The organism is Nocardiopsis mwathae, from assembly GCF_014201195.1.
GTDB classification, from domain to species: domain Bacteria; phylum Actinomycetota; class Actinomycetes; order Streptosporangiales; family Streptosporangiaceae; genus Nocardiopsis_C; species Nocardiopsis_C mwathae.
This window is the reverse complement of sequence record NZ_JACHDS010000001.1, coordinates 1,084,250-1,107,919: the sequence shown is the minus strand read 5'-3', so window position 1 is coordinate 1,107,919 and position 23,670 is coordinate 1,084,250. Positions and strand designations below refer to the sequence as shown.

Here is a 23,670-nt window from a genome sequence, read left to right as displayed (position 1 = left end):
GCGATCGTCCGGATCCGCCGCGAGCGCCCTGGGCACCGTTACCGAGTGTGCGCACACAGACTGGGGGGACTATGGCCGCCGGCATCCAGTGGGTCTAGCCGCTTCTGCGACGGAGGACGGCGCCGGGCGGGGGAGGCGACCCCCGCCCGGCGCCGTGAGCGGATCCGGTGGGCGTGGGTCCGCCCGAGCGTGTTCGCCGGGTGCTCTGCGGAGAGCGGGCGGCCGCCCGGGGGACATGGACCGCGCAACGCGACCTGGGGCGTGTCTGACGGATCGTTTCCGGCTCGCGGCCACCGGAACGACGCTCGCTGCGCCGGACGGCTGCTCGCTCACCGGAAAGCATCCGCCGAACACGCCCTAGTGGCTCCCGTCCTGCTCATCGTGCTTCACCAGGGCGGTGCCGAGCGCCCGGCGGAAGGCGCGGTAGCGGGCCAGCTCCTCTTCCAAGGGCGTGATGACCAGCTCCTCGGCGATCGCCCGGACCCGCTCGGCGCTCTCCCTCTCGACCTGGTCGCGGCGCTGGGTCGCGGCGACCGACACGAGGTTGCGGCAGCCCACGTCGGTCAGCCAGCCCACGGCCAGCGTCGCGACCACCACGGCCCCCGCGAAGCCGAGGTAGGCGGGGTCGTCCAGCAGGCCGATGCCGGTGAGCCCGCCACCGACCCAGCTGACCAGCAGGGTGCAGAACCAGGCCAGGCCCGCGCCCGCCGTGGCCAGCAGCGCGTACTGCAGGACGCGCACGATCTGCCACCACAGCGGTGTGTCCTCGGCATCGGGCACGGTCTCGCTGATGGCGTTGCCCAGGCCCACCGGAAGGTCGCGCAGGTTGCGGCGGGCCGCCGCCCGCAGCCGCTTGGGCCACGGAGACGGCAGGGAGCCCCCGGCGCCGTCGGCGATCTGGGCCGTCGCGGTCTCGATCTCGGCCTGGTGGGCGTCGACCGGGCCGGTCACGCCGCGTTCGTCGTCGTCGCTGTGGAAGCCCATGCGGATGGCGCGCAGCGGATCGCGACGCAGCTTGCGCGCCCAACGGGTGACCGGCCAGCCCACCCGTCTGCTGCCGCGCCGCTCGTGCGCCGTCTCGGTGGTGTCGGCGATGGCGGAGACCCCGCTCGCGGACAGCAGGTCGGTGACCAGGCGCAGGCGGCTCGCGTCGGACACCGCGGGCGGCTCGGCGGCCCCCCGGTAGCGCTCGAAGCCGACGATGACCTGGTCGAGGTCGGCGACGAGCCGGTCGATCAGCGCCCGCCGCTCGGTGACGGTCCCGATGAGCAGCTCGCGCAGGTCGCGGACGCCGTGGCCGGTGAGGACGGATGTGGTGAGCACGCGCGGGTGCACACCGGACTCGGTCTCCAGCAGCCGCCGCAGGTCGGTGAGGAGCTCTTCGAGCTCCTCGGGCTCCACCCGGTCGACCTGGTTGAGCACGGCGACCGTGACCGCACCGTACCCCGACATCTCCTTGAGGTAGCGGTGGTGCACCGCGGCGTCGGCGTACTTCTGCGGGTCGAGGACCCAGATGAGCAGGTCGGCGGCGCCGATGAGGCGGTCGGCCTCGGCGGTGTGCATGGCCCGCACGGAGTCGTGGTCGGGCAGGTCGAGCAGGATCAGACCGCTGAGCTCGGAGTTCCCGGTGTCCAGCACGCTGGTGCGCGAGTGGCGGCTGCGGTGCGGGACGCCGAGCCAGTCCAGCAGGCCGTCGGCGCCCTCGTTCCCCCAGACACAGGCGTGCGCCGAGGAGGTGGTCGGGCGGGTGATGCCGACCCGGGAGAACTCCAGCCCGCACAACGCGTTGAACAGCGACGACTTGCCGCTTCCGGTGCCGCCCGCGAGCGCGACGACGGTGTGGTCCCCCGAGAGGCGGAGCCGGGCACCGGCATGGTCGAGGAGGTGGCGGGCGTGCGCGATGAGCTCGGGGTCGAAATCGTCGCGGCCGATCGCGACGATCTCGGCCAGCGCGTCGAGGCGGGCGATCAGCTCCTCGCGGGTGGTGGCGGGCATGGGCTGCCACGGGTCGTTGGAGCTGATCCGGTACTCGTCGTCCTCATCGGTCGCGGTCGCCGCCCAGGCGGAGGAGTCCCCGCGGGTTTCGTCGGTGACGATGGGGATCGGCCCGGTGCGCCGACCGGCGATCTTGGAGGTCTCGTCGTCGGCCTCGGTGAGCGCGCCCACCCAGTCGGCCAGCCGCTCGGGGTCGTCGGGGTCGGTGCCGTCGTGGACCGGGCCGGTCCCCGGGGCGTCGGGGTCGACGGTGTCCTCCGGGGGGCCGACGGCCGTGTCGGCCGCGACCGCGGACGCGGGCCGCTTCGGGGCGGCGTGCCGACCGCCGCGGGTCGGGCGCTCGGGGCGGGCGCCGCCGTCCGAGGCGGCCGGGTCAGCGGGGTCGGCTCCCCCGGTGGCCGGGCCGTCGGTGCCCTGCGGCTCCGGCGCTGCCTGCGCGGCGGAATCCGCCGGGGGCGGAGCGGTGTTCGCCGCCGCAGCCGGCGGGACGGTGCCCGGGTCGCCCGGGGGTGCCTCCGCGGTCGCGGGCGGCGGAGTCATGGCCGTTCGCGGGCCGGTCGCGGAGCGGCGGCCGCCCACGGGCGGGGCACCGGCGTCGGTACGCCAGCCGGCACCGTCGTCCGGGTCGTCGGCAAGGAGGTCGGGGTTGGTCCTGCGTCGGCGCCCCCCTCCGACGCGGTCGACGGCGCGCCGCAGCGCCGGGTAGGTGCCCGAGGCCGATGCCGCGTCCGGCGCGGGGCCGACCGGCCCGCCGACCGCGCCCGCGGCGGCGTCGCCCCACTGCTCCGCCCCGGCCGGGCGGGCGCGGTTCCCGTCCCCGGGGTGGCCGGGCGGCGGAGGGGCGTCCTGCTCGTCGGCGAGGGAGGGGTGGGGGCCCGACTGCATGTCGACGGCGCGGCGCAGCGCCGGGTAGGACGCGGGGTCGGACGCCTCCGGGTGGCTCGGCGGCCAGGCGTTGCCCGCGGGCTGCGTCCACCCGGCGTCCCTGCGGACCTTGGCCGGGAGGGAGTAGCCGGTCCACTGGTCGTCGCCGCGTACCCGGTGTGCGCCGTCAGGCGCCTCCGGGGCGTGCCGCGCGGGATCCGCGGGAGGAGATGCCCCCGGATCGGCCTGGGCTCCCGCCACGTCGGGTTCCTCGTCGGCGTGAGCGGGGTTCCGCTGAGTCGTCATCGCGCAATCTCAAGGTTGTACGTGGCCTGGTAGAGCTGGACGGCATCGGCTTCTTGCGGCAGCCCCGCCGCGGACAGTGCGTCGAGGAAGCGCGCGCGCTCGGTGTTCAGCAGCTCGGTGACGCACCGCTGCAGGTCGTCGCGTGCCATCGTGCCAATGTTACGCAGCGATTCGGCCCCGAAGAGCCCTTTCAGCAATCGCTGCGGCGTCGGCCCGGCGCTGCGCGGGGTGGTCGGCTCCACCGCCGCGTACCCCAGCAGGTCGACGATGAGGACGAGGGTGAACGCGGTGGCGTCGAAGGTGACGAAGCGGGCGACGGACCGCTTGGTGGCGCCGTCGGCCGCGACCAGCTCCGCCACGCGCTGCTGCCAGCCCGTGATCTCCTCACGTGTGCGGCGGGCCAGCTCGCCCCCGGCCGCCTCGCCCCGGGCCGCGTCCGCCATGGCCGCCGCACCGGGGACCTCCTCCCACCGCTCGGCGACCTGCTCGGCGGCGCGCCCCGCCGAGGACAGGATGAGGGCCTGCAGGCTGTCGCGGACCGCGCCCTGCAGCGCCTTCACCCGCTCGGCGGCCTGCTCGGAGGTCGTGGCGCGCCGCTTGCCGCGCAGCCGCATGGTGCGGGCCAGCTCGCCGCTGGCGGCGATGTCCTGCCAGCGCGCCAGCAGGTTGCCGCGGAGCAGTGAACCGTCCTGGACGGACCGGGTGACCTCGGCGACCGCGGTGTCGTAGGCGGTGGCCGCCGACTTCTCCAGCACCCGGCCGATCTCGACCTGCCGCTCGACCTGCTTGGCGAGTTCGGGCACGCGGGTGCGGAAGCTGTCGACGACGCCGATGAAGGTGCGCCGGGAGACGCGGTCGCGCTTGGCGAGGTCGCCCGCGACGTCGGCCAGGTAGTCGCGGATGCGGTCGGCGGTGTTGGCGGTGAAGCGCTCACCTGCGATCTGGTCGGTCTCGGGGATGTGGAACCGGGCCGCGTTGCCCAGCCCGTTGGCGTCCAGCATGGCGCCGAAGTGGTGGGTGAGCTGTTCGTGCCCGCGCTCGGGCACCCGCGAGAGCACCACCGCGAGCGAGGTGTCGCGGTCGCGCGCGACCTGCAGGAACTCCCAGACCCGGGCGTCGGCGTAGCGGCGGCTGGTGGTGACGAACACCCACAGGTCGGCGGCGTCGAGGAACTTCGCTGCGAACTCGTGGTGCGCGGCGACCGCGGAGTCGACGTCGGGGGTGTCCAGCAGCGCCACGCCCTTGGGCATGCACTCGCTGGCGGCCAGCACCAGCATGCCGTCCTTGCCCGGCATGGCCAGCCCCTCCTGGCGCACGCGCGGCAGCGTGGGTAGGAAGGAGGCCTCGTTGAACCAGTCGACGTCGGCCGGGTTGCAGGCCAGAACGGGGCTGTTGGTGGTCGGGCGGCGCACCCCGGTGGTGGTGACCTGCTCCCCGACGAGGCTGTTGACGAGGGTGGACTTTCCGGCGCCGGTGGACCCCGCGACCGCGATGAGCAGGGGGGTGTCGGGGCGGCGTACGCGCGGCAGCACGTAGTCGTCGAGCTGGTGCAGCACGTCGGCGCGGGCCGTCACGCCCTCGGTGGCGCCGGGCAGGCCCTCGGCGAAGGTAATGGCGCGCACTCGGTCGCGCAGCCCTTCCAGGACGCGTTCGAACCTGCTGTCGTCGGCGACCCCGCCCCGGTGCTTGGCCTTGGAGGAGGGGATGGCGGGCCGGGCGCCTTCGTGCCGGGCGGGTGCGCTCCGCCCGGGGGCGGCGGCCGACTCCGCCCTCGCTTCACCTGGCCCTGTCGATTCCGGCGCGGCAGGCGGCCGGGGCATAGCGCTTCCGCCCTTCTCCTTGCTCTTCGCGGTCACCTGATCCGGTTCCCCTCGGGGGATTCGTCGCCGCCGGGGCCGTTCGTCCTCACCGGCGGCTCACCCGGCCCCTCGTGCAGTATGTCAAGTTCGCGGGCCGCATCCACCACTTCTCCGATGACGATGACGGCCGGGGGGCGCACCCCGGCGTCCGCGACGGCCCGCGCGACCGTACCGAGGGTGGCGACGATCGTCCGCTGCGTGGGCAGGGTGCCGTCCTGCACCACGGCGACGGGGGTGTCGGCCGCGCGCCCGTGCTCGATCAGGGCGGCGGCGATGGCGCCGACGCGTTCCACCCCCATGAGTACCACGAGGGTCCCGCCGGCCCGCGCCAGCCCGGCCCAGTCGACGGTGGAGCGCCGGTCGCCCGGGACGACGTGGGCGGAGACGATGTGCAGGTCTTGGGCGACGCCGCGGTGGGTGGCGGGGATGCCGGCGCCGGCGGGGGCGGCCAGGGCACTGGTCACGCCCGGCACGACGGTGACCGGGACACCGGCGGCGGCGCAGGCCGCCGCCTCCTCGCCGCCCCGCCCGAACAGGAAGGAGTCGCCGCCCTTGAGCCGCACGACGAAGCGCCCCGCCAGCGCCCGGTCGACGAGGACCCGGTTGATCTCCTCCTGCTTCATGGAGCGGCCGTAGGGGATCTTGCTGGCGTCGACGATCTCGACCTCGGCGGGCAGCCGGTCGAGCAGGGACATGGGCGCGAGCCGGTCGACCACCACGACGTCGGCCTGGGACAGCAGTTGGCTGCCGCGGACCGTGATCAGGCCGGGGTCGCCGGGGCCGCCGCCGACCAGGGCGACACCGCGCAGTGGTTCGCGGCCGCGGCGCGCGTCCAGGGTGCCGTCGGACAGGCCGTCGGTGATGGCGTCGCGCAGCCCGGCCGCTCTTCGCGGGTCGCCGTTGGCGACGACACCCACGGTCACGTCGCCCACATTGCCGCTGGCGGGGGTCCAAGCGGTGGCGGCGTGCCGGTCGTCGGCGCGCACACACCATAGCCGGGCCGCCTCGGCCTCCTCGGCGACCGCGGCGTTGACCTCGGGGGCGTCGGTCGCGGCGTGGACGAGCCAGAACTCGCCGAGGCGGCCGTCGCGCACATCGCCCGGTTCGAAGCCGCGCCGGTGCCAGGTGATGCGGCCGGCCGAGGCGAGGTCCTCCAGGGCCGCCGTGGCCTCGGGCGCGATCACGGTCACCTTCGCCCCTGACTCCAGCAGGACGGGGACCCGGCGCTGGGCGACGCGGCCGCCTCCGACGACCAGCACGTCGCGCCCGTTCATACGCAGGCCGAGAAGATACGTCACCTGGGCTGACCTCCAGATCTGTGACCGCGTCCGAACGCGGGCCACGTCGTGCCCGGGACCGGCCGATCCGCCTTCGCCGCGACCGTCTCCCGGTGCCCCACGCCCCTGCTCCGGCACGTGTTCACGCTGCTCGTTCCCGCACCCGTGCTCGACGCTGAGGCGGAGTGCGTCAATGCCCCAAAAAATACCGTGTCAAACCGGGGTTTCGCCCGCGCTCCCGCACATAATGCACGCCGAAGTCCTGCATAAACCGCAGAATCGGCCGTGATTTCCCACCCACTGCCACTTGTCCGAAACCGGGGCCGAGCGATCGGCCGCGGTCCCGGCCGCCCTGACGCCGTGTGCGGGAACCACTGCGGCGCAGTGGTTCCCGCACGCAACACGGAACCGGGAGCGGCCGTGCCACGCCCCCGCTCCAAGCCTCACCCCCGCTCGGAGACCCCGGCGGAGTCGAAGGTCGCGACGTCGCGAAGGGCGCGCGCCGCGGCCTGCAGCAGCGGCAGCGCGAGCAGCGCGCCGGAGCCCTCGCCCAGCCGCATCTCCAGGTCGACCAGCGGCCGCAGCCCGAGGTGGTCCAGCGCCACCGTGTGCCCGGGCTCCGCGGAGCGGTGCCCGGCGAAGCACGCGTTGGTCGCCTCCGGGGCGATGGCGGCCGCCGCGAGCGACGCCGCACCGGCGATCACCCCGTCGAGCAGCACCGGAACCCGCAGGGCGGCCGCGCCGAGGATGAACCCGGCCAGGGCGGCGTGCTCCAGGCCGCCCACGGCCGCGAGCACGCCCACGGGGTCCTCCGGGTCGACCGCGTTGACCGCCAGTGCCCGGCGGACCACCTCGACCTTGTGCTCGTGCACGGCGTCGTCCACCCCGGTGCCCCGCCCGGTCACCTCGGCCGGGTCGGCACCGGTGAACGCGGCGATCAGGGCGGCCGAGGGCGTCGTGTTGGCGATGCCCATGTCCCCGGTGATCAGGCACCGGTTGCCCGCCGAGGCGAGGTCGCGGGCGACCTCGATGCCCGCCTCGATGGCGTACTCGGCCTGGGTGCGCGTCATCGCCGGGGCCCGGCTGATGTCGGCCGTGCCGCGCGCGATCTTGCGCGGCAGCAGGCCGGGGACCGCGGGCAGGTCGCCGACGACACCCACGTCCACCACGGTCACCTCGGCACCCACCTGCGCGGCGAAGGCGTTGGCCACGGCGCCCCCGGACAGGAAGTTCTGCACCATCTGCGCGGTGACCTCCTGCGGCCAGGAGGTCACCCCCTGGGCGTGCACGCCGTGGTCGCCGGCGAAGATCGCGACGGCGGCCGGCTCGGGGATCGGCGGCGGGCACTCCCCGGACAGCCCGGCCAGCCGAACCGCGACCTCCTGCAGGTCGCCGAGCGCACCCGGCGGCATCGTCATGCGCGAGTGCCGGTCCTCCGCCTCGGCCACGGCGCGCGGGTCGAGGGGGCCGATGGCTGCGATGGTCTCCTCCAGCAGACTCGTCGGCTCTTCACCGGGCAGGCCGCGGCGCCCGTAGTGGTCGCGGTGCACGGCCCAGGACAGCGGGCGGCGCTGCGCCCACCCGCCCAGGGCGAGCTCCGGCTCGGTGGGGAAGTCCTCCACATAGCCCACGCACAGGTAGGCCACCACCTGCAGGTGCGGGGGGAGATCGAGGACGGCGGCGAGATCGCGCTCGTCGAAGAAGCTCACCCAGCCCACCCCGAGGCCCTCGGCACGCGCCGCCAGCCACAGGTTCTGCACGGCCAGCGCCGTGGAGTACGCGGCGGTCTGCGGCTGCGCGTGGCGCCCGAGGGTGTGCCGTCCGCCGCGCGTCGCGTCGACGGTGACGACGATGTTGAGCGGGGTGTCCAGGATCGCCTCGACCTTGAGCCCGGAGAACGCGCGGGCGCGGGCGGCCGGAAGCGCGCGGGCGTACTCCTCGCGCTGCGACTGGGCGAGGTCCTGGACGCTCGCGCGGACGGCCTCGTCCTCGACGATGAGGAAGTCCCACGGTTGGGAGAAGCCGACCGACGGCGCCATGTGGGCCGCGCCGAGGACCCGCGTGAGCACCTCGTCGGGTACGGGGTCGGCCCGGAAGCCCATCCGCACGTCGCGGCGCTCGCGCATCGCCCGATAGATGGCGTCGCGGTCCTGCTCGGCATAGGTGTGCAGGTCGGGTGGTGCGGGGACGGCCGGCGGCGGTTCGGACGGAGCCGACTCCGCGGGCTCGTACCGCGGCGCGAACGGCGGCTCGTGCACCGGCGCCGGCTCGGCGTGCTGCGCGCGATCGTCCGTATCGCCCCCCGGAGGGTCGACGGTGGTCGCGGGGGCGCGGTCGGGGCCGCCTCCCCGCAACGGGATGACGTTCGGTTCCAAAGGGGATTCCGTTTCCTGTTCCTGTCCGGTGTGCTGCTGGGTCTTGTCGCGCCGGGCCGGGGGCCGGTAGGGCGGGGCGGCGTCCCCCGTGTCCGGGTCCGCAGCGGGCACCGGCGACGGCACCGCCTCCGCCGGTGGCGCCGGTGCGGCGCTCCCGGCCGCCCCGCCCGCGCGGTCGGCCTCCGGTCGGGGCGCGGGTTCGGACGCGGGCGTGCGCGGCGCCGCCGCGGGCTTCGCCGGGGTGTGGAACGGGTTGCGCCGCGGCGCGGTGGCCGCGGTCCCGGCCGCGGGGGCACCTGCGCCCCGGCCCGCCTCCGGCAGGTCGTCGAGCAGTCCGCGGGCGGCCGATCCGCGAGTGGGACGGCCGGCGGAGTTGCGCGCGTCCGCGGCCGACCTGCTGTCCCTCGCCCCCCGGCGCGCGGGGTAGCGGCGCTTCTCGTCACCGGTCATGGTGCTCCTCCGGCGGTACCGGCCGCGGCACCGCCCCGGCAGGTCGCGTCTCTCTTCGGCATGTTCTCCCCCTTGTCACCGACGCCGAGACCTGACGTGATCCCCCGGGCGCACCCGTGCGCCGCCGTACGCCCGCCCGGCGGCGGGCACCCGGACACACGACGCTTTTCACCTCCGACTCGGCTACAGCAACTGTGCCAGAACCCGGGTCATCCGCAGAGCGGTATCCCGCTCGCGGACGGCGACGCGCAACCAGTTCGGCCCGAGACCGGGGAAAGTGTCGCCGCGCCGCAGTGCGATGCCGCGGTTTCGCAACCCGGCCCGCAGTTCCTCGCCCTTCTCCGCCCTGACCAGGAGGAACGACGCCGCGGCGTTCGGGGTGACGTGCAGGCCCAGGGCGGCCAGGTCCGCGGCGAGCGCGGCCCGGTCGGCCGCCAGCCGCTCCGCCCACGCGTCGGCCTCGGCCACCGCCTCCGGGGTGCTGCAGGCCTCGGCCGCCACGAGGGCGGGGGTCGACACCGACCACAGCGGCTGCGCCTCGGCCAGCCGGGCGACGAGCCCGGGGTCGGCGAGCAGGTACCCGGCTCGGAGCCCGGCCAGGCCCCAGGTCTTGGTGAGGCTGCGGACCACGGCGAGGCCGGGGACCCCGGCGCGCGCGGCCAGCGATTCGGGTTCGCCCGGCACGCAGTCGGCGAACGCCTCGTCGACGACGAGGACCCGCCGGGGGCGGGCCAGGCGCTCCAGGGCGGCGGCCGGGTGCAGGACCGAGGTGGGGTTGGTGGGGTTGCCGACCATGACCAGATCGGCGTCCTCGGGGACGCGCTGCGGGTCGAGGGTGAAGTCGGGCGCGAGGACGACCCTCTCGACCCGGTGGCCGGCCGCGCGCAGGGCCGCCTCGGGCTCGGTGAACTGGGGGTGCACCACGACCGCACGGCGCGGCCTGAGCACCCGCGCGAGCAGCACGAACGCCTCGGCCGCCCCGGCGGTGAGCAGCACCTCGGCCGGATCGCGCCGGTGGCGCCGGGCCACGGCGCGGCGCGCCGCGGAGGGGTCGGGGTAGGCCGCCAGGTCGGCGACGGACGCGCGGATCCGCTCGGCCAGCCACGGCGGGGGCGTCCCGGTCCGCACGTTGACCGCGAAGTCGAGCAGCCCGGGGCCGGTCTCGGCGTCGCCGTGGTGCCGCAGGTCCGCCTCGGCCGCGGTCGACGGGGGCGCGCCTGCGCCCGCAGACCGTCCCACCGTGTCCCGCACCAGAAACCACCTCGCCGAATTCCCGTTCCCGCGCCGCACCGGACGACAGCGCACCCTACACCCGCGCTTCCCGCCCCCTCGGCCCGGCCGCACCGTTGCGGAGCGGCCGAAGCGCGCACCGGGTCGGGATTTCGGTCGCCCCATCTGCACCTATTGCGAATCTTTGGCTATTGCAAAGCGCACGACCAGGGCATTACCTTCAGGGAGCCGTGGTGTTCGGGAAGTCCGGTGCGAAACCGGCGCGGCCCTCGCCACTGTGAACGGGAAGCCCGGGGCCCCGTCCCCTGCCTCCGGCGGAGCGGGCGGTGACGGCCACTGGGAGGGCATCCGTACGCGGACGCTCTCCTGGGAAGGCCGGCGACGGGCGTCGACCCGCAGCCAGGAGACCGGCCACGGCATACGACGACCGTCCACGAGGTGTTGGAGATTGGTCCCCTACAGATGCATATCGCCGAAGGTTTCCTCCCGCCCGTCCACGCCGTGGCCTGGACCGCGGTCTCAGCGCCGTTCGTCATCCACGGCGTCCGCGCGCTGACGACGACGATCCGCACCAACCCCGAGTCCAAGCTGCTCCTCGGCGCCGCCGGCGCCTTCTGCTTCGTGCTGTCCGCCCTGAAGATCCCGTCCGTCACGGGCAGCAGCTCGCACCCGGCCGGGACGGGTCTCGGCGCGGTCCTCTTCCGACCACCCGTCATGGCCGCACTCGGCACGATCACCCTGCTCTTCCAGGCGTTACTCCTCGCCCACGGCGGGCTGACCACGCTCGGCGCCAACGTCTTCTCGCTCGCCATCGTCGGCCCGTGGGTCGCCTACGGTGTGTTCCGGCTGGTACGCGGGCTCACCCGGGCACTCACCGAGAACACCTCGCTGGGGCTGTCGGTGTTCTTCGCGGCCTGCCTGGCCAGCCTGGCCACCTACTCGGTGACGAGCCTGCAGCTGGCACTGGCCTTCCCCGACGCCCAGGCCGGCGTCCTGGGCGCGTTCATCAAGTTCGGCACCATCTTCTCCGTCACCCAGATCCCGCTCGCGGTCATCGAGGGCCTGATGACCGTGGTCATCGTGCGGCTGCTCATCAGTGCCAGCCGCAGCGAGCTGCTGCGACTCGGCGTGCTGCGCTCCGCGGCGACCGCCGGTGCCCCGACCGAGCGAAAGAAGGCCTGAACGATGACACCGGCACAGCCGCAGCAGCCCCGGCCGGACCAGGGCACCGACCCCCGCCGGGACGGCGGCCCGCGCCCCCGGGCGTGGATCACCTGGGCCATGGTGGCCGTCATCGCGGTGATCGCGGCGCTTCCACTGGTGACCGGCGCGGGCGACCACCTCGACGAACCCTTCCCCGGCGCCGACGAACAGGGCGAGGAGGCCGTCGAGGAGATCGCACCGGCCTACGAGCCGTGGCTCGACCCCTTGTTCGAGGCCCCCTCGGCCGAGGTCGAGTCGGGCATCTTCGCGGTGCAGGCCGCGATCGGCGCGGGCATCATCGGCTACTACTTCGGTGTCGTGCACACGCGCTCCCGTATGCGCCGGGAACAGGCCCCGGCACCGTCGGCAGCCGCCTCGGCCGCCGGGACCACCGGGGCTCCCCGGGACCCCGACGCCACGGACGCGTCCCCGCACGGGGACGCCCCGGACGGCACCGCCCCCGCCCGCGACTGAGCGGCGCCCGCGATGCTGGCCATCGACGCCGCCGCCTACCGCAGCCCCTGGCGGGACGTGCACCCCGCCGTCAAGGGCACCCTTTTCGGCGGGCTGCTGCTGTGCGCGCTGGTGCTCCCCGCCTGGCCGGGGGCGGTGATCACGGCGGCGGCCGCGCTCGCCGTCGCGTTCGGCCCGGCGGGGGTGGACCCGCGCGCGTTCGCGCGCGCGGCCTGGGCGCCACTGCTGTTCGTCCTCACCGGGTCGGTGGCGCTGCTGTTCAGCGTGGGCGCACCCGACGGAGCGGCCACCGGCCCCGCCCTGGGGCCGGTGGCGTGGGACCCCGACGGCCTCGCCCGCGCCGCCGAGATCGTCGCCCGCGCCACCGCGGCCCTGATGTGCCAGCTGCTGTTCGCGTTCACCACCCCGCTCGCCGACCTCCTGCCCCGGCTCACCCGCATCGGGCTGCCCACCGCACTGGTCGAGATGGTCGCCCTCATCTACCGGATGCTGTTCGTGACGCTCGACACCGCCCGCCGCATCGGCACCGGGCAGGCGGGACGGCTGGGATACGCGAGCCGCCGGGCGTGGATCCGCTCGGTCGGCTCCCTGGGCGCCGCCCTGTTCATCCGCTCCTACGACCGGGCCCAGCGCATGCAGCGGGGTCTGGAATGCCGCGGGTACACCGGCGAGCTGACCGTGCTCGTCGACGACCTGCCGCTGCGCCCGCGGGCCGTCCTCGCGGCCGCCGCCGTCCCCGTTCTCGTCGCGACGTCGACCCTCGTCCTCGGAGCCTGGCTGTGACCTCGATCGACCTGCCCCCCGGCGGTGTCCGCGACACCGCGCCCGCCGTCCTTGCCGGACGCGACCTGACCTTCGGCTACGACGACGCCGAACCCGTGTTCACCGGGCTCACCGTGGAGGTCCGGCCGGGCGAGGTGCTGGCCGTGCTCGGCCCCAACGGCGGCGGCAAGACCACGCTGCTGCGCCTTCTGTCGGGGAGCCTGCGCCCGCGGTCCGGGCAGATCCTGCTGGACGGCACCGGGGTCCCGCAGAGCCGGCGCGGCATCGGCGGCCTGCGCCGCCGGGTGCAGCTCGTCTTCCAGGACCCCGACGACCAGCTGTTCTCCGCGAGCGTGCGCCAGGACGTGTCGTTCGGCCCGCTCAACCAGGGGCTGGACGCCGAGGCGGTGCGCGAACGCGTGGACCGGGCACTGCACGCGCTGGACATCACCGCCCTCGCCGACCAGCCCACTCACCTGCTCTCCTACGGTCAGCGCAAGCGCGTGGTCCTGGCCGGGGCGGTCGCGATGCGGCCCTCGGTCCTCGTCCTCGACGAACCCACCGCCGGCCTCGACCCGGCCGGGGTGGAGGCGATGCTGGCCACCCTGGAAGGGCTGCGCGCCGCGGGCACCACCCTGGTGGTCTCCACGCATGAGGTCGACCTGGCCTACCGGTGGGCCGACCGCGCCCTGGTCATCGACCGCGGCCTGCTCGGCTCGGGGCCGGTCCGCGAGGTCCTCGACGACACCGCCCTCCTGGCCGCCGCCCGGCTGCGCCCGGCCTGGGGCCCGGCCGTCGGCCGCGCCCTGCGCACCGCCGGCCTCCTTCCCGTCGGCGCCCCCGACCCCGGCACCCCGGAAGAGGTCACGGCCCTCCTCCCCCACGACCGTTGATCTCGGGGCCGTCGACCGAATTCTCGCCGGTATCCGGTCGGCGGCCCCGAGATCAACGGTCGTGTCGGGGCGTGCGGGGGTGCGAGCGGGCGACGGCGGCGGTGGCGTTGGCGGTCTTCCGCTTGGCCGCGGCCAGCCCGGCGCAGCAGCCGACGTCGGCGGCGGCGCGCAGTGCGGCGGCCTCGGCGACACTCGGAGTGCCGGCCCGGGCCCGCACCGCCTCGCTGGGATGGGGCACGTCCACGCCGGCCAGTTCGGCGGCCGGGTAGGTGACCACCGGCCAGCCGCGCTCGGCGGCGGCGCGCAGGATACCCTCCTCGTCGGCCTTGCGGTCGACGGTGGCCAGCGCGCGAACCGACTCCGGGGCCAGTCCCGCCTCGGCGAGGATCCGGTCGATGAGGCCTCCGACCTCCGCGGCACTGACGCCGCGCACCGCGCCGACGCCCACGACCAGGCAGGGCGCAGGGCCGCCGGCCGAGGACCCGGTGTCGCTCATGCGGTCTCTCCCTCCGGCCGCGGTGGGCCGGGGCGCCCACCCGACGGTGCGGCTCATGCGGCCGACGGGCTGTCAAGGGCGCGGGCACCCCTCCGCGGGGAAAACGCACACCCCCTTAACGCGATGTCCGTCCTCCCCCTTAGCGCGGGAGAAAGGGTGCCAATCGGCGAAGATCCCTTGCGAACCCGGATCGGCGGATTCCAGAATCAGGTGACGTCGACGACGCGACATTTCATTGAAGCACGCCGAACGAGCACGACCGACCGATGACGCCGAATCGGCTTTCCGTTCGATCAGCGCCACGCACCGGCATCGAACCGCACCGCCTGCGGTTCCCACGGGGGGATCCGCGCCTCCAGCGCGGCCGAGTGGGGTATCGACGGACATCCACCGGGGCGCCGATGAACCCGGCCGGGGCATTCCCACCCTTTTCTCCCTGCCTGCGGCCGACAGCCATGCCGGCGCCCGCGACATTCACGAGGGAAACACCATGCCGCCCACACCGACCCGCTCCGAATTCCGACTCGGCACCGCACCGGGGGGACTGCCGCAGATCGGCCACGCGATGGAGTTCCAGAAAAGGCCGCTGGAATTCATCACCTCGTTGGCGCCCTGCGGCGACCTGGTCGAGTTCCGCCTCGGTGAGACACCGGTCTACCTGGTCCGACACACCGAGCTCATCCAGGACATGCTGCGCGACACCCGGACGTTCGACAAAGGCGGCCCCATCTTCGAGAAGTCCCGGGCCTTCTTCGGCAACGGGCTGGCCTCCTCGGAGGACGCGATCCACCGGCGGCAGCGCCCGCTCGTGCAGCCCTCCATGCATGTGCGCCGTATCGCCGAGTACGTCGAGGTGATGCGTGAGGAGGCCGTGAAGGTCACCGAGTCGTGGACGGAGGGCCGGAGCATCGGCATCACCGCCGCGATGCAGGCGCTGACCACCGGTGTCACCGCGCGCACGATGTTCTCCACCGGCGGCGGCCCGGACGCGGTCGCCGAGGTCCACCACTGCCTGCCCATCATCCTGCGCGGCGTCTACCTGCGGATGACCGCGCCCGAGGAGATGGTCGAGCAGCTCCCCGCCGCGGAGCGGGCGGAGTTCGACGACGCGCTCGCCCGCCTGCACGGCTTGGTCGACAAGATCATCGAGGACTACCGGCGTTCCGGTGTCGACCACGGCGACGCGCTGTCGATGATGCTGTCGGCCCGCAACGAGGACGGTGAGGGCCTGACCGACCAGGAGATCCACGACAACGTCCTGAACCTGTTCTCGGGCGGGGTCGAGACCACCGCCTCGTCCCTGGCATGGACCTTCCACCTGCTCGCCGAGCACCCCGAGATCGAGCGGCGGATGCACGATGAGCTCGACGGGGTCCTCGACGGCCGCGCCCCGGCCAACGACGACCTCAACCGGCTCCCGTTCACCCGGCGCGTGTTCACCGAGGCCCTGCGCCTCTACCCGCCGGTCTGGCTGGTCAGCCGCACCGCACCGACCGACGCCGAGCTGGGCGGCCACCCGGTCCCGGCCGGCAGCACGCTGATGTACAGCCCCTACGTGGTGCACCGCGACCCGGAGGTGTTCGCCGACCCCGACACCTTCGACCCGGACCGGTGGCTGCCCGAGCGCATGCGCACCCACCCGCGCGGGGCGATGATCCCCTTCGGGGCGGGCCGCCGCAAGTGCCTCGCCGACAACTTCGCCATGACCGAGGGCGTCCTCGCGCTCGCCATCATCGGGTCGCGGTGGCGGCTGCGCCATGCTCCCGGCACGACGGTCACCACGCACGTGGCCGCGACGCTGGGCCCCGGGCCGCTTCCCATGACCCCGGAAGCGCGCCGGACCGGTGCGGGGCTCGCCGCCCCCCGATGACCGGCGCCGAAGGGTGGGGGCGGGACCTTGGGCGGCACCGCCCCCACTCGGAGGAAGGCCACCCTCCCGGCCACCCTCCCGGCCACCGTCCGATGCCGGGAGGCGCCCCGAAGGGCCCCGGGAGCGCGCCGACTCCCGGGGCCCCTGGGCGTCAGGCGTCGCAGCAGCCGCCGGCCGCGGCGGCCTGCGGGGCGGGGACGCCGACCTTGGGCATGCCCAGCAGCACGCCCGGCGCCTGCTCCTGCTCCCCGCCGTTGCGCGCGGCCCAGGCGTCGCCGGCGCGGGTACGGCGCAGGGCGCGCACCCCGGAGTCGGCGACCAGATGGTGCGGCGCCGCGTAGGTGACCTCGACGGTGGCCAGGTCGCCGGGGCGCGGTACCTCAGCGCCCTCGTCCAGTGAGAAGTGCACGAGCCGGTTGTCGGGCGCGCGCCCGGACAGGCGGCGCCGGTCGCCGTCCTTGCGGCCTTCTCCCTCGGCCACCAGCACCTCGACCTCGCGGCCGACGAGCCCGCGGTTCTCCTCGATGGAGATGGACTCCTGCAGCTCGATGAGGCGTTCGTAGCGCTCCTGCACGACCGCCTTGGGCACCTGCCCGTCCATCTCGGCCGCGGGCGTCCCCGGCCGCTTGGAGTACTGGAAGGTGAACGCAGCGGCGAACCGCGCCTCGCGCACCACGTGCAGGGTCTCGGCGAAGTCCTCCTCGGTCTCGCCGGGGAAGCCCACGATGATGTCGGTGGTGATCGCGGCCTCGGGCATCTTCTCCCGGACCCGGCGCACGATGTCGAGGAAGCGCTCCTGGCGGTAGGAGCGGCGCATGGCCTTGAGCACGCGGCTCGACCCGGACTGCAGCGGCATGTGCAGCTGCGGCATGACGTTGGGGGTCGCGGCCATGGCGTCGATGACGTCGTCGGTGAAGTCGCGCGGGTGCGGCGAGGTGAACCGGACGCGCTCCAGCCCGTCGATCTCCCCGCAGGCCCGCAGCAGCTTGGAGAACGCCTCGCGGTCGCCGAACTCGCTGCCGTAGGCGTTGACGTTCTGCCCGAGCAGCGTCACCTCGATGGCGCCCTCGGCGACCAGCGCCCGGACCTCGGCGAGGATGTCGCCGGGGCGGCGGTCCTTCTCCTTGCCGCGGAGGGCGGGGACGATGCAGAAGGTGCAGGTGTTGTTACAGCCGACGGAGATGGCGACCCATGCCGCGTAGGCGGACTCGCGGCGGGTGGGCAGGGTGGAGGGGAAGGTCTCCAGCGACTCCTCGATCTCCACCTGCGCTTCGCGCTGGACGCGGGCGCGCTCCAGCAGGGCGGGCAGCGACCCGATGTTGTGGGTGCCGAACACGACGTCGACCCAGGGGGCGCGGCGGACGATCTCGCCGCGGTCCTTCTGCGCGAGGCAGCCGCCCACGGCGATCTGCATGCCGGGGTTGGCGTCCTTGACGGGGCGCAGGTGCCCGAGATTGCCGTAGAGGCGGTTGTCCGCGTTCTCCCGGACCGCACAGGTGTTGAAAACGACGATGTCTGCGGTGCTGTCCTCGGCTGCGCGCTGGTACCCCGCGTCCTCCAGCAGACCGGATAGGCGCTCGGAGTCGTGGACGTTCATCTGGCAGCCGTAGGTCCGCACTTCGTAGGTACGACTCTGGCTCACCGTTCCAGGCTAGTTGCTCCCCGGCCCCCGGTGTCCCGCTCAGAGCGCCGCCCGCGCGGCGGCCCGGCCGCAGCGAGCCCACCATCACGGGCTGTGATATCACACCGCCGGAGTGGTGACAGCACGTAGTGCAGCACCCGCCTGGCCACATCCGGACATTAGTGCGTTTCCGATCTGTTTCCCGCATAACGAATCCGCTACTAGCAGCGCCGACGCACCGGCTGAGTGGTGACAAACACACTCGGCGGGGGCTAGGTTCCGGCACATGACCGCTACTTCCCTCGTCGTGCTGGAGAACGTCAACAAGCACTTCGGCGACCTCCACGTGCTGCGCGACATCAACATCACCGTCGACCGCGGTGAGGTGGTCGTGGTGATCGGGCCCTCGGGCTCCGGAAAGTCGACCCTGTGCCGGACCATCAACCGCCTGGAGACCATCGACAGCGGCCTGATCACGATCGACGGGGTGCCCCTGCCCGAGGAGGGACGGGGGCTGGCGCGGCTGCGCAGCGACGTCGGGATGGTCTTCCAGTCCTTCAACCTGTTCGCGCACAAGACCGTCCTGCAGAACGTCACCCTCGGGCCGGTCAAGGTGCGCCGGCAGAACCGGGCGGAGGCCGAGAAGCGGGCCTGGGAGCTGCTCGACCGGGTCGGCATCGCCGACCAGGCCGGGAAGTACCCCGCGCAGCTCTCCGGCGGCCAGCAGCAGCGCGTCGCCATCGCCCGCGCCCTGGCGATGGACCCCAAGGTGCTGATGTTCGACGAGCCCACCTCCGCGCTGGACCCCGAGATGGTGCAGGAGGTGCTGGACGTCATGACGGCGCTGGCCAAGGAGGGGATGACGATGGTCGTCGTCACCCACGAGATGGGCTTCGCGCGGCGCGCCGCCAACCGCGTCGTCTTCATGGCCGACGGCCAGATCGTCGAGGAGAACACGCCCGACGAGTTCTTCACCGCCCCGCGCACCGAACGCGCCCAGGACTTCCTCTCCAAGATCTTGACCCACTGAACCGGGCCCACCAGGTCCATCCCGCTCCTCCGTCACCGCGGCCGGAGCAACCCAAGGAAGAGGTTAGGGATCATGCGGATTCGTTCCATCTCCACTGCGACGGCCGGCGTCGCCGCACTTGCTCTCGCGCTAACGGCATGCGGGGGCGGAGACGGCGGTGCCGATGCCGACGGCGGGGACGGCGGGACCATCACCATCGGCGTCAAGTACGACCAGCCCGGCCTGGGCCTGGAGGAGGGCGGCGACAAGCCCGTCGGCCTCGACGTCGACGTGGCCACCTACGTCGCCAAGGAACTGGGCTACGACGAGGACCGGATCGAGTGGACGGAGGCCGCCTCCGCCAACCGGGAGACCTTCCTCCAGCAGGGCACCGTCGACATGATCGTCGCGACCTACTCGATCACCGACGAGCGCAAGGAGCTCGTCGACTTCGCCGGCCCCTACTACGTCGCCCAGCAGGACATCCTGGTCCAGGACGGCGACGACTCCGTCGGGTCGGCCGAGGACCTCGCCGGCAAGAAGCTGTGCTCCGCGTCCGGCTCGCGCTCCGCGCACACCATCACCGACACGATGGAGATCGACGCCGAGCTGCGCGAGACCCAGAACTACTCGGAGTGCCTGCAGCTGCTCACCGACGGCCAGATCGACGCGATCACCACCGACGACACCATCCTCGCCGGGTACGCCGCCCAGCAGCCCGGCAAGTTCCAGCTGGTCGGGCAGGACATCCAGGAGGAGCGGTACGGCATCGGCCTGCCCAAGGGCTCGACCGAGCGGTGCGAGGCGGTCAACGAGGCCATCGCGAAGATGTACGAGGACGGGTCCGCCGAGAAGTTCCTCGACGCGAACTTCGGCGAGGCGAACTTCGACTACGACAAGGAGCAGCCGGAGTTCGAGGGCTGCGCGTAACCACCCGACCCGCAGGACCGACCGGGGGCCGCGCTGCCCCCGGCGGTCGGCATCGACCGGCTTGGACCTATGGAAGCCTTCCTCGACAATTCCGGCGCCATCATCGATGGCTTCTCCTGGACCGTCCGCCTCGCGCTGATCAGCGCGCTGTTCTCGTTCATCCTCGGCGTCGTCCTGACGGCGATGCGGGTCTCCCCGGTGCCGCTGCTGCGCGGCATGGCGGCCGTGTACGTCGAGGGGATCCGCAACACGCCGCTGACGCTGGTCCTGCTCTTCTGCGGGCTGGGGCTCAACAGCGGTCTGGGACTCAGCTTCCACGAGAGCGTGCAGTGGAACGTCTACTGGCTCGCCGTGCTGGGGCTGTCCGCCTACACCGCGTGCTTCGTCTCCGAGGCGCTGCGGTCGGGCATCAACACGATCCCGTTCGGCCAGATCGAGGCCGCGCGGTCACTCGGGTTGACGTTCCTGCAGAACATGCGGCTGATCGTACTCCCGCAGGCGCTGCGGTCGGTGATCGGCCCGCTGGGCAGCGTGCTGATCGCGCTCATCAAGAACACCACCGTGGCGTCGGTCGCGGGTCTCGGGGTGCAGGAGGCCTCCCGGCAGATGAAACTCATGTTCGACCAGGGTGTCGTCCCGGTCATCCCGACCTTCATCGGGTTCGCCATCGGGTTCCTCGTCCTGTGCCTGCCCACGGGCTACCTGTTCGGCTGGCTGAGCAAGCGGTTGGCGGTGGCGCGGTGAGCATCCTCGGGCAGCAGCAGGCCGGCGTCCTCTTCGACGCGCCCGGCCCCAGGGCGAGGGCGCGGCAGCGCCTCTACAGCGTCCTGGCGTTCGTCCTCGCGATCGGCGTGGCCGCGTTCGTCTACCTGGGCTTCAACAAGACCTGGGAAGACGTCCTGGACGCGCCCGGGAGCCTGTTCACCGCCGAGGTGTGGCAGGTCGACGAGGCCGGGCAGTGGAGCGCCGAGAAGTGGGAGCCGTTCCTGGACCCGGCGATCTGGACCGACATGGTCCTGCCGGGCATGATGAACACGCTGCACGCGGCGGCCGTCGCGGCGGTCCTGGCCATCGTCTTCGGCATCGTCTTCGGGGTCGGTCGACTCTCCGAGCACTGGTGGATCCGCGCCTTCTGCGGCGCCGTCGTGGAGTTCTTCCGCGCCATCCCGCTGCTCATCCTGATCTTCTTCACGCTGGCCACGCCTCTGGCCGCCAACCAGCTGCTGGGCGTGCCCTTCGGGACGTTCCAGGTCAGCCCGCTCACCGCGGTCATCGTCGGGCTGACGCTGTACAACGGGTCGGTGCTGGCCGAGGTGTTCCGGGCCGGGATCAACGCGGTGCCCCGCGGGCAGGCCGAGGCCGCCTACTCACTGGGGATGAACAAAACCCAGGTGATGACGTTCATCCTGATCCCGCAGGCCGTCACCAGCATGATGCCGGCGATCGTGGCGCAGCTCGTGGTCCTGCTCAAGGACTCCGCTCTCGGCTACATCGTGGCCTTCCCCGAGCTGCTGCGCGGGTTCTCGCTGATCGGCACACGCTTCAACAACGTCATCCCGGCGGCGATCGTGTGCGCCGCGATCTACATCATCATCAACCTGGCCCTGGGCCGCCTGGCGGTGTGGCTGGAGCGGCGCAACGCCCAGCGCGGCAAGGCCACGGCCAAACCGGCGACCGCGCCCGGAGTCCAGGACGTCGGCCCCGCCGACCGGACGGGGGCCGCGGCCGAACCCCGGGGGCGGGGGGAGCCCGGGGGACCGAGCGGTCCGCCCACCCCGCCGGCCCGGTAGGACCCGGCGGCCGCTCCGCACCCCCGCGGCGCTCCCGGTGGCCCCGCTGCGATCGCAGCGGGGCCACCGGCGTCAGCGGCCGCCACCGCTCCGCGTCGGTCACACCCTGGCAACGGATGCCCCTCACTCGTGACCAATCGGGATAGGCCCCACTAATGTCGACATGTCATCCGATCCCCACTCACGAGTGCGAAGTTCATCCATGATCGACCGAGTGACGGCCCCCCACGGCGCCTGGCCATCGCCGATCATCGCGCGTGACGTCGCCCGAGCGGAGAGACGGCTCGGCTTCCCCTCCGTCGTGGGCGAGGAGATCTGGTGGGAGGAGGCCCGCCCCGAGGAGGACGGCCGCACGACCGTGATGCGCCGCGACGCCGACGGCACCGTGACCGAACTGCTCGGCGCCCCCTGGAGCGCCCGCACCCGCGTCCACGAGTACGGCGGACGCTCCTACCTCCCGGTGCCGCGCCGCGATGACAAGGCGATCACCCGGCACGGCATCGTCTTCGCGAACCACCCCGACCAGCGGCTCTATCTGCTGGAACGGCTCTCCTCCGAGCCCCGGCCGCTCACCCCCGAGCCGCCCGCACCCGGCGCGCTGCGCTACGCGGACCCGGCCCTCGCACCGGACGGCAAGCGCGTCATCTGCGTGCGGGAGCGGCACGCCGAGGACGGGACGGTCACCCGCGCCATCGTCTCCCTCCCCCTGTCCGGCCGCGCCGCACACGACCCCGGCGCCATCGTGGAGCTCGTCAGCGGCGCGGACTTCTACGCCTCCCCGTCCCCCTCCCCCGACGGCCGCCACCTGGCCTGGGTGTGCTGGAACCACCCGCGGATGCCCTGGGACGGCACGGAACTGCGGGTCGGCACGCTCACCGACACCGGGGTGAACGACGCCTACCTGCTCAAGGGCGGCGTGGCCGAGTCGGTGCTGTCGCCGGTCTGGCGGGACGAGAGCCACCTGTACTTCGCCTCCGACTGGCCCGGCTGGTGGAACCTCTACGAGATCGGGCTCACCGGCCAGGCCATCGCGCTCCACCCCGCCGAGGAGGAGTTCACCCCGGGGTTCACCGAACTCGGCGCCGAGCCCTACGTTCGGCTGGCCGACGGCCGCCTCGTCGTTCTGCACGGCCGGGCCGACCTGCGGCCCGGCGTCTACGACCCGGCCACCGGCGACCTGACCGCGTTCTCCTCGCCGCTGACGACCTGGGAGACCCTCGCCACCGACGGCCGCACCGTCGTAGGGCTGGCCTCAGGGCCGACCGACGCCCAGAGCCTGGTCCGGCTGGACCCCGGGACCGGCCGCACCACCACGCTGCGCCGCTCCCTGGACGCCGTCCCCGACGCCGACTACCTGCCGCGCCCCGAACCGGTCACGCTGACCGGGCGCTACGGCGCCGAGATCCACGCCAACGTCTATCCGCCGACCAACCCGGGGGCCGAAGCCGACGGCCCCGCACCCTACGTCGTGTGGGTCCACGGCGGCCCGGTCGCGCGCGCCACCACCCGGCTGGACCCGGCCAAGGCGTACTTCACCAGCCGCGGCATCGGGATCATCGACGTCAACTACGCCGGGTCCGTCGGGTTCGGCCGCACCTACCGGCAGCGGCTGCACGGCCAGTGGGGCGTGCTCGACGTGGAGGACTGCACCGCCGCCGCCCGGGCCCTGGTCGATCAGGGCATCGCCGACCCGGAGCGGCTCGCGATCCGCGGCGGCAGCGCCGGGGGCCTGACCACGCTGCTCGCGCTCACCGGCGACACCTTCGCCTGCGGGACCTCGCTGTTCGGCGTCACCGACCTGCTCCGGTTGGCCGGCGAGACGCACGACTTCGAGGCGCGCTTCCTCGACTCCCTCATCGGCCCGCTGCCCGGCTACGCCGCCACCTACCGCGAGCGCTCCCCCATCGAGCGCGCACACGAGATCGGTGTGCCCGCGCTCGTTCTGCAAGGGGCCGATGACCGCGTCGTCCCGCCCGCGCAGGCCGAGGATCTCGTCAGGGCCCTGGCCGACCGGAAGGTCCCGCACGCCTACATCGCGTTCGAGGGCGAGGGCCACGGCTTCCGCCGTGCCGACGCCCGGGAGCGGGCACTGGAGGCCGAGCTCGCGTTCTACGGGGAGGTCTTCGGCTTCACCCCGCCGGGGGTCCCCCGGATCGAACTGACCACCGAGTACCGGGAACCCGAGACGGCCGCGGAAGCCGCGACCGGGCCCGCCCCCGCCGACGAGGGCCCCCGCTGACCCCGCGCCGGCGGCGCCCCCGCCCTT

At 73.6% G+C, this 23,670-nt stretch carries 17 protein-coding genes and 1 riboswitch; of the genes, 10 read left to right on the top strand and 7 right to left on the bottom strand.

Annotated elements, in window-relative coordinates:
* Positions 1–357: 357 nt before the first annotated feature.
* From HNR23_RS04390 to cobC, 5 genes are all read right to left on the bottom strand, one after another.
* Positions 358–3,165 carry a GTPase gene (locus HNR23_RS04390; RefSeq protein ID WP_184073751.1) on the bottom strand — a complete coding sequence of 936 codons (2,808 nt, stop codon included), beginning with the start codon at positions 3,163–3,165 and terminating at the stop codon, positions 358–360.
* The gene (locus HNR23_RS04385) at positions 3,162–4,985 is read right to left on the bottom strand and encodes a GTPase (RefSeq protein WP_184079863.1); all 1,824 of its coding nucleotides are present in this window, start codon (positions 4,983–4,985) and stop codon (positions 3,162–3,164) included. Before HNR23_RS04385 ends, HNR23_RS04390 begins: the two co-directional genes overlap by 4 nt.
* 32 nt (positions 4,986–5,017) lie before the next feature.
* Entirely contained in the window at positions 5,018–6,298 is a 1,281-nt protein-coding gene (cobA, locus tag HNR23_RS04380; RefSeq protein WP_184079855.1) for a uroporphyrinogen-III C-methyltransferase, read from the bottom strand.
* 446 nt (positions 6,299–6,744) lie between these two features.
* On the bottom strand, positions 6,745–9,126 hold the full coding sequence (gene cobT, locus HNR23_RS04375; protein WP_184073743.1) for a nicotinate-nucleotide--dimethylbenzimidazole phosphoribosyltransferase: 2,382 nt from the start codon (positions 9,124–9,126) through the stop codon (positions 6,745–6,747).
* A 183-nt stretch (positions 9,127–9,309) separates the two neighbouring features.
* The gene (gene cobC / locus HNR23_RS04370) at positions 9,310–10,365 is read right to left on the bottom strand and encodes an Rv2231c family pyridoxal phosphate-dependent protein CobC (protein ID WP_343070737.1); all 1,056 of its coding nucleotides are present in this window, start codon (positions 10,363–10,365) and stop codon (positions 9,310–9,312) included.
* Positions 10,366–10,570: 205 nt separating this feature from the next.
* Positions 10,571–10,786, top strand: a riboswitch (cobalamin riboswitch).
* 32 nt (positions 10,787–10,818) lie between these two features.
* Here cobC and HNR23_RS04365 point away from each other — a divergent pair.
* From HNR23_RS04365 to HNR23_RS04350, 4 genes are read left to right on the top strand one after another with little or no spacing between them, the layout of a single operon-like run.
* The gene (locus HNR23_RS04365; RefSeq protein ID WP_184073742.1) at positions 10,819–11,538 is read left to right on the top strand and encodes an energy-coupling factor ABC transporter permease; all 720 of its coding nucleotides are present in this window, start codon (positions 10,819–10,821) and stop codon (positions 11,536–11,538) included.
* 3 nt (positions 11,539–11,541) lie between these two features.
* The gene (locus HNR23_RS04360; RefSeq protein ID WP_184073732.1) at positions 11,542–12,033 is read left to right on the top strand and encodes an energy-coupling factor ABC transporter substrate-binding protein; all 492 of its coding nucleotides are present in this window, start codon (positions 11,542–11,544) and stop codon (positions 12,031–12,033) included.
* A 12-nt stretch (positions 12,034–12,045) separates the two neighbouring features.
* On the top strand, positions 12,046–12,816 hold the full coding sequence (gene cbiQ, locus HNR23_RS04355; RefSeq protein WP_184073731.1) for a cobalt ECF transporter T component CbiQ: 771 nt from the start codon (positions 12,046–12,048) through the stop codon (positions 12,814–12,816).
* Positions 12,813–13,688, top strand: coding sequence for an energy-coupling factor ABC transporter ATP-binding protein (locus HNR23_RS04350; RefSeq protein ID WP_343070416.1), 876 nt, complete (start codon positions 12,813–12,815; stop codon positions 13,686–13,688). Before cbiQ ends, HNR23_RS04350 begins: the two co-directional genes overlap by 4 nt.
* 52 nt (positions 13,689–13,740) lie before the next feature.
* Here HNR23_RS04350 and HNR23_RS04345 read toward each other — a convergent pair whose 3' ends face one another.
* Entirely contained in the window at positions 13,741–14,184 is a 444-nt protein-coding gene (locus HNR23_RS04345; RefSeq protein WP_246421584.1) for a cobalamin biosynthesis protein, read from the bottom strand.
* 490 nt (positions 14,185–14,674) lie between these two features.
* On the opposite strand from HNR23_RS04345, the gene HNR23_RS04340 reads away from it, so the two are divergent.
* Positions 14,675–16,054, top strand: a complete 1,380-nt coding sequence (locus HNR23_RS04340) for a cytochrome P450 (protein ID WP_184073729.1) — start codon at positions 14,675–14,677, stop codon at positions 16,052–16,054.
* A gap of 151 nt (positions 16,055–16,205) precedes the next feature.
* Here the strand turns inward: HNR23_RS04340 and miaB are convergent, their stop codons facing one another.
* The gene (gene miaB, locus HNR23_RS04335; RefSeq protein ID WP_343070736.1) at positions 16,206–17,672 is read right to left on the bottom strand and encodes a tRNA (N6-isopentenyl adenosine(37)-C2)-methylthiotransferase MiaB; all 1,467 of its coding nucleotides are present in this window, start codon (positions 17,670–17,672) and stop codon (positions 16,206–16,208) included.
* A 289-nt stretch (positions 17,673–17,961) separates the two neighbouring features.
* Here miaB and HNR23_RS04330 point away from each other — a divergent pair, with 289 nt between their 5' ends.
* From HNR23_RS04330 to HNR23_RS04310, 5 genes are all read left to right on the top strand, one after another.
* Positions 17,962–18,705 (top strand): amino acid ABC transporter ATP-binding protein, encoded by a 744-nt coding sequence (locus HNR23_RS04330; protein WP_184073726.1) that lies wholly within the window; start codon positions 17,962–17,964, stop codon positions 18,703–18,705.
* Positions 18,706–18,777: 72 nt separating this feature from the next.
* A complete protein-coding gene (locus HNR23_RS04325; RefSeq protein ID WP_184073725.1) occupies positions 18,778–19,614 on the top strand; it encodes a glutamate ABC transporter substrate-binding protein in 837 nt (278 codons plus the stop codon).
* A 69-nt stretch (positions 19,615–19,683) separates the two neighbouring features.
* Complete coding sequence (locus tag HNR23_RS04320; RefSeq protein WP_184073724.1) at positions 19,684–20,358, top strand: amino acid ABC transporter permease; 675 nt, start codon at positions 19,684–19,686, stop codon at positions 20,356–20,358.
* A complete protein-coding gene (locus HNR23_RS04315; protein WP_184073722.1) occupies positions 20,355–21,404 on the top strand; it encodes an ABC transporter permease subunit in 1,050 nt (349 codons plus the stop codon). Before HNR23_RS04320 ends, HNR23_RS04315 begins: the two co-directional genes overlap by 4 nt.
* Positions 21,405–21,606: 202 nt before the next feature.
* Positions 21,607–23,643, top strand: a complete 2,037-nt coding sequence (locus HNR23_RS04310) for a S9 family peptidase (protein WP_184073720.1) — start codon at positions 21,607–21,609, stop codon at positions 23,641–23,643.
* Positions 23,644–23,670 lie beyond the last annotated feature (27 nt).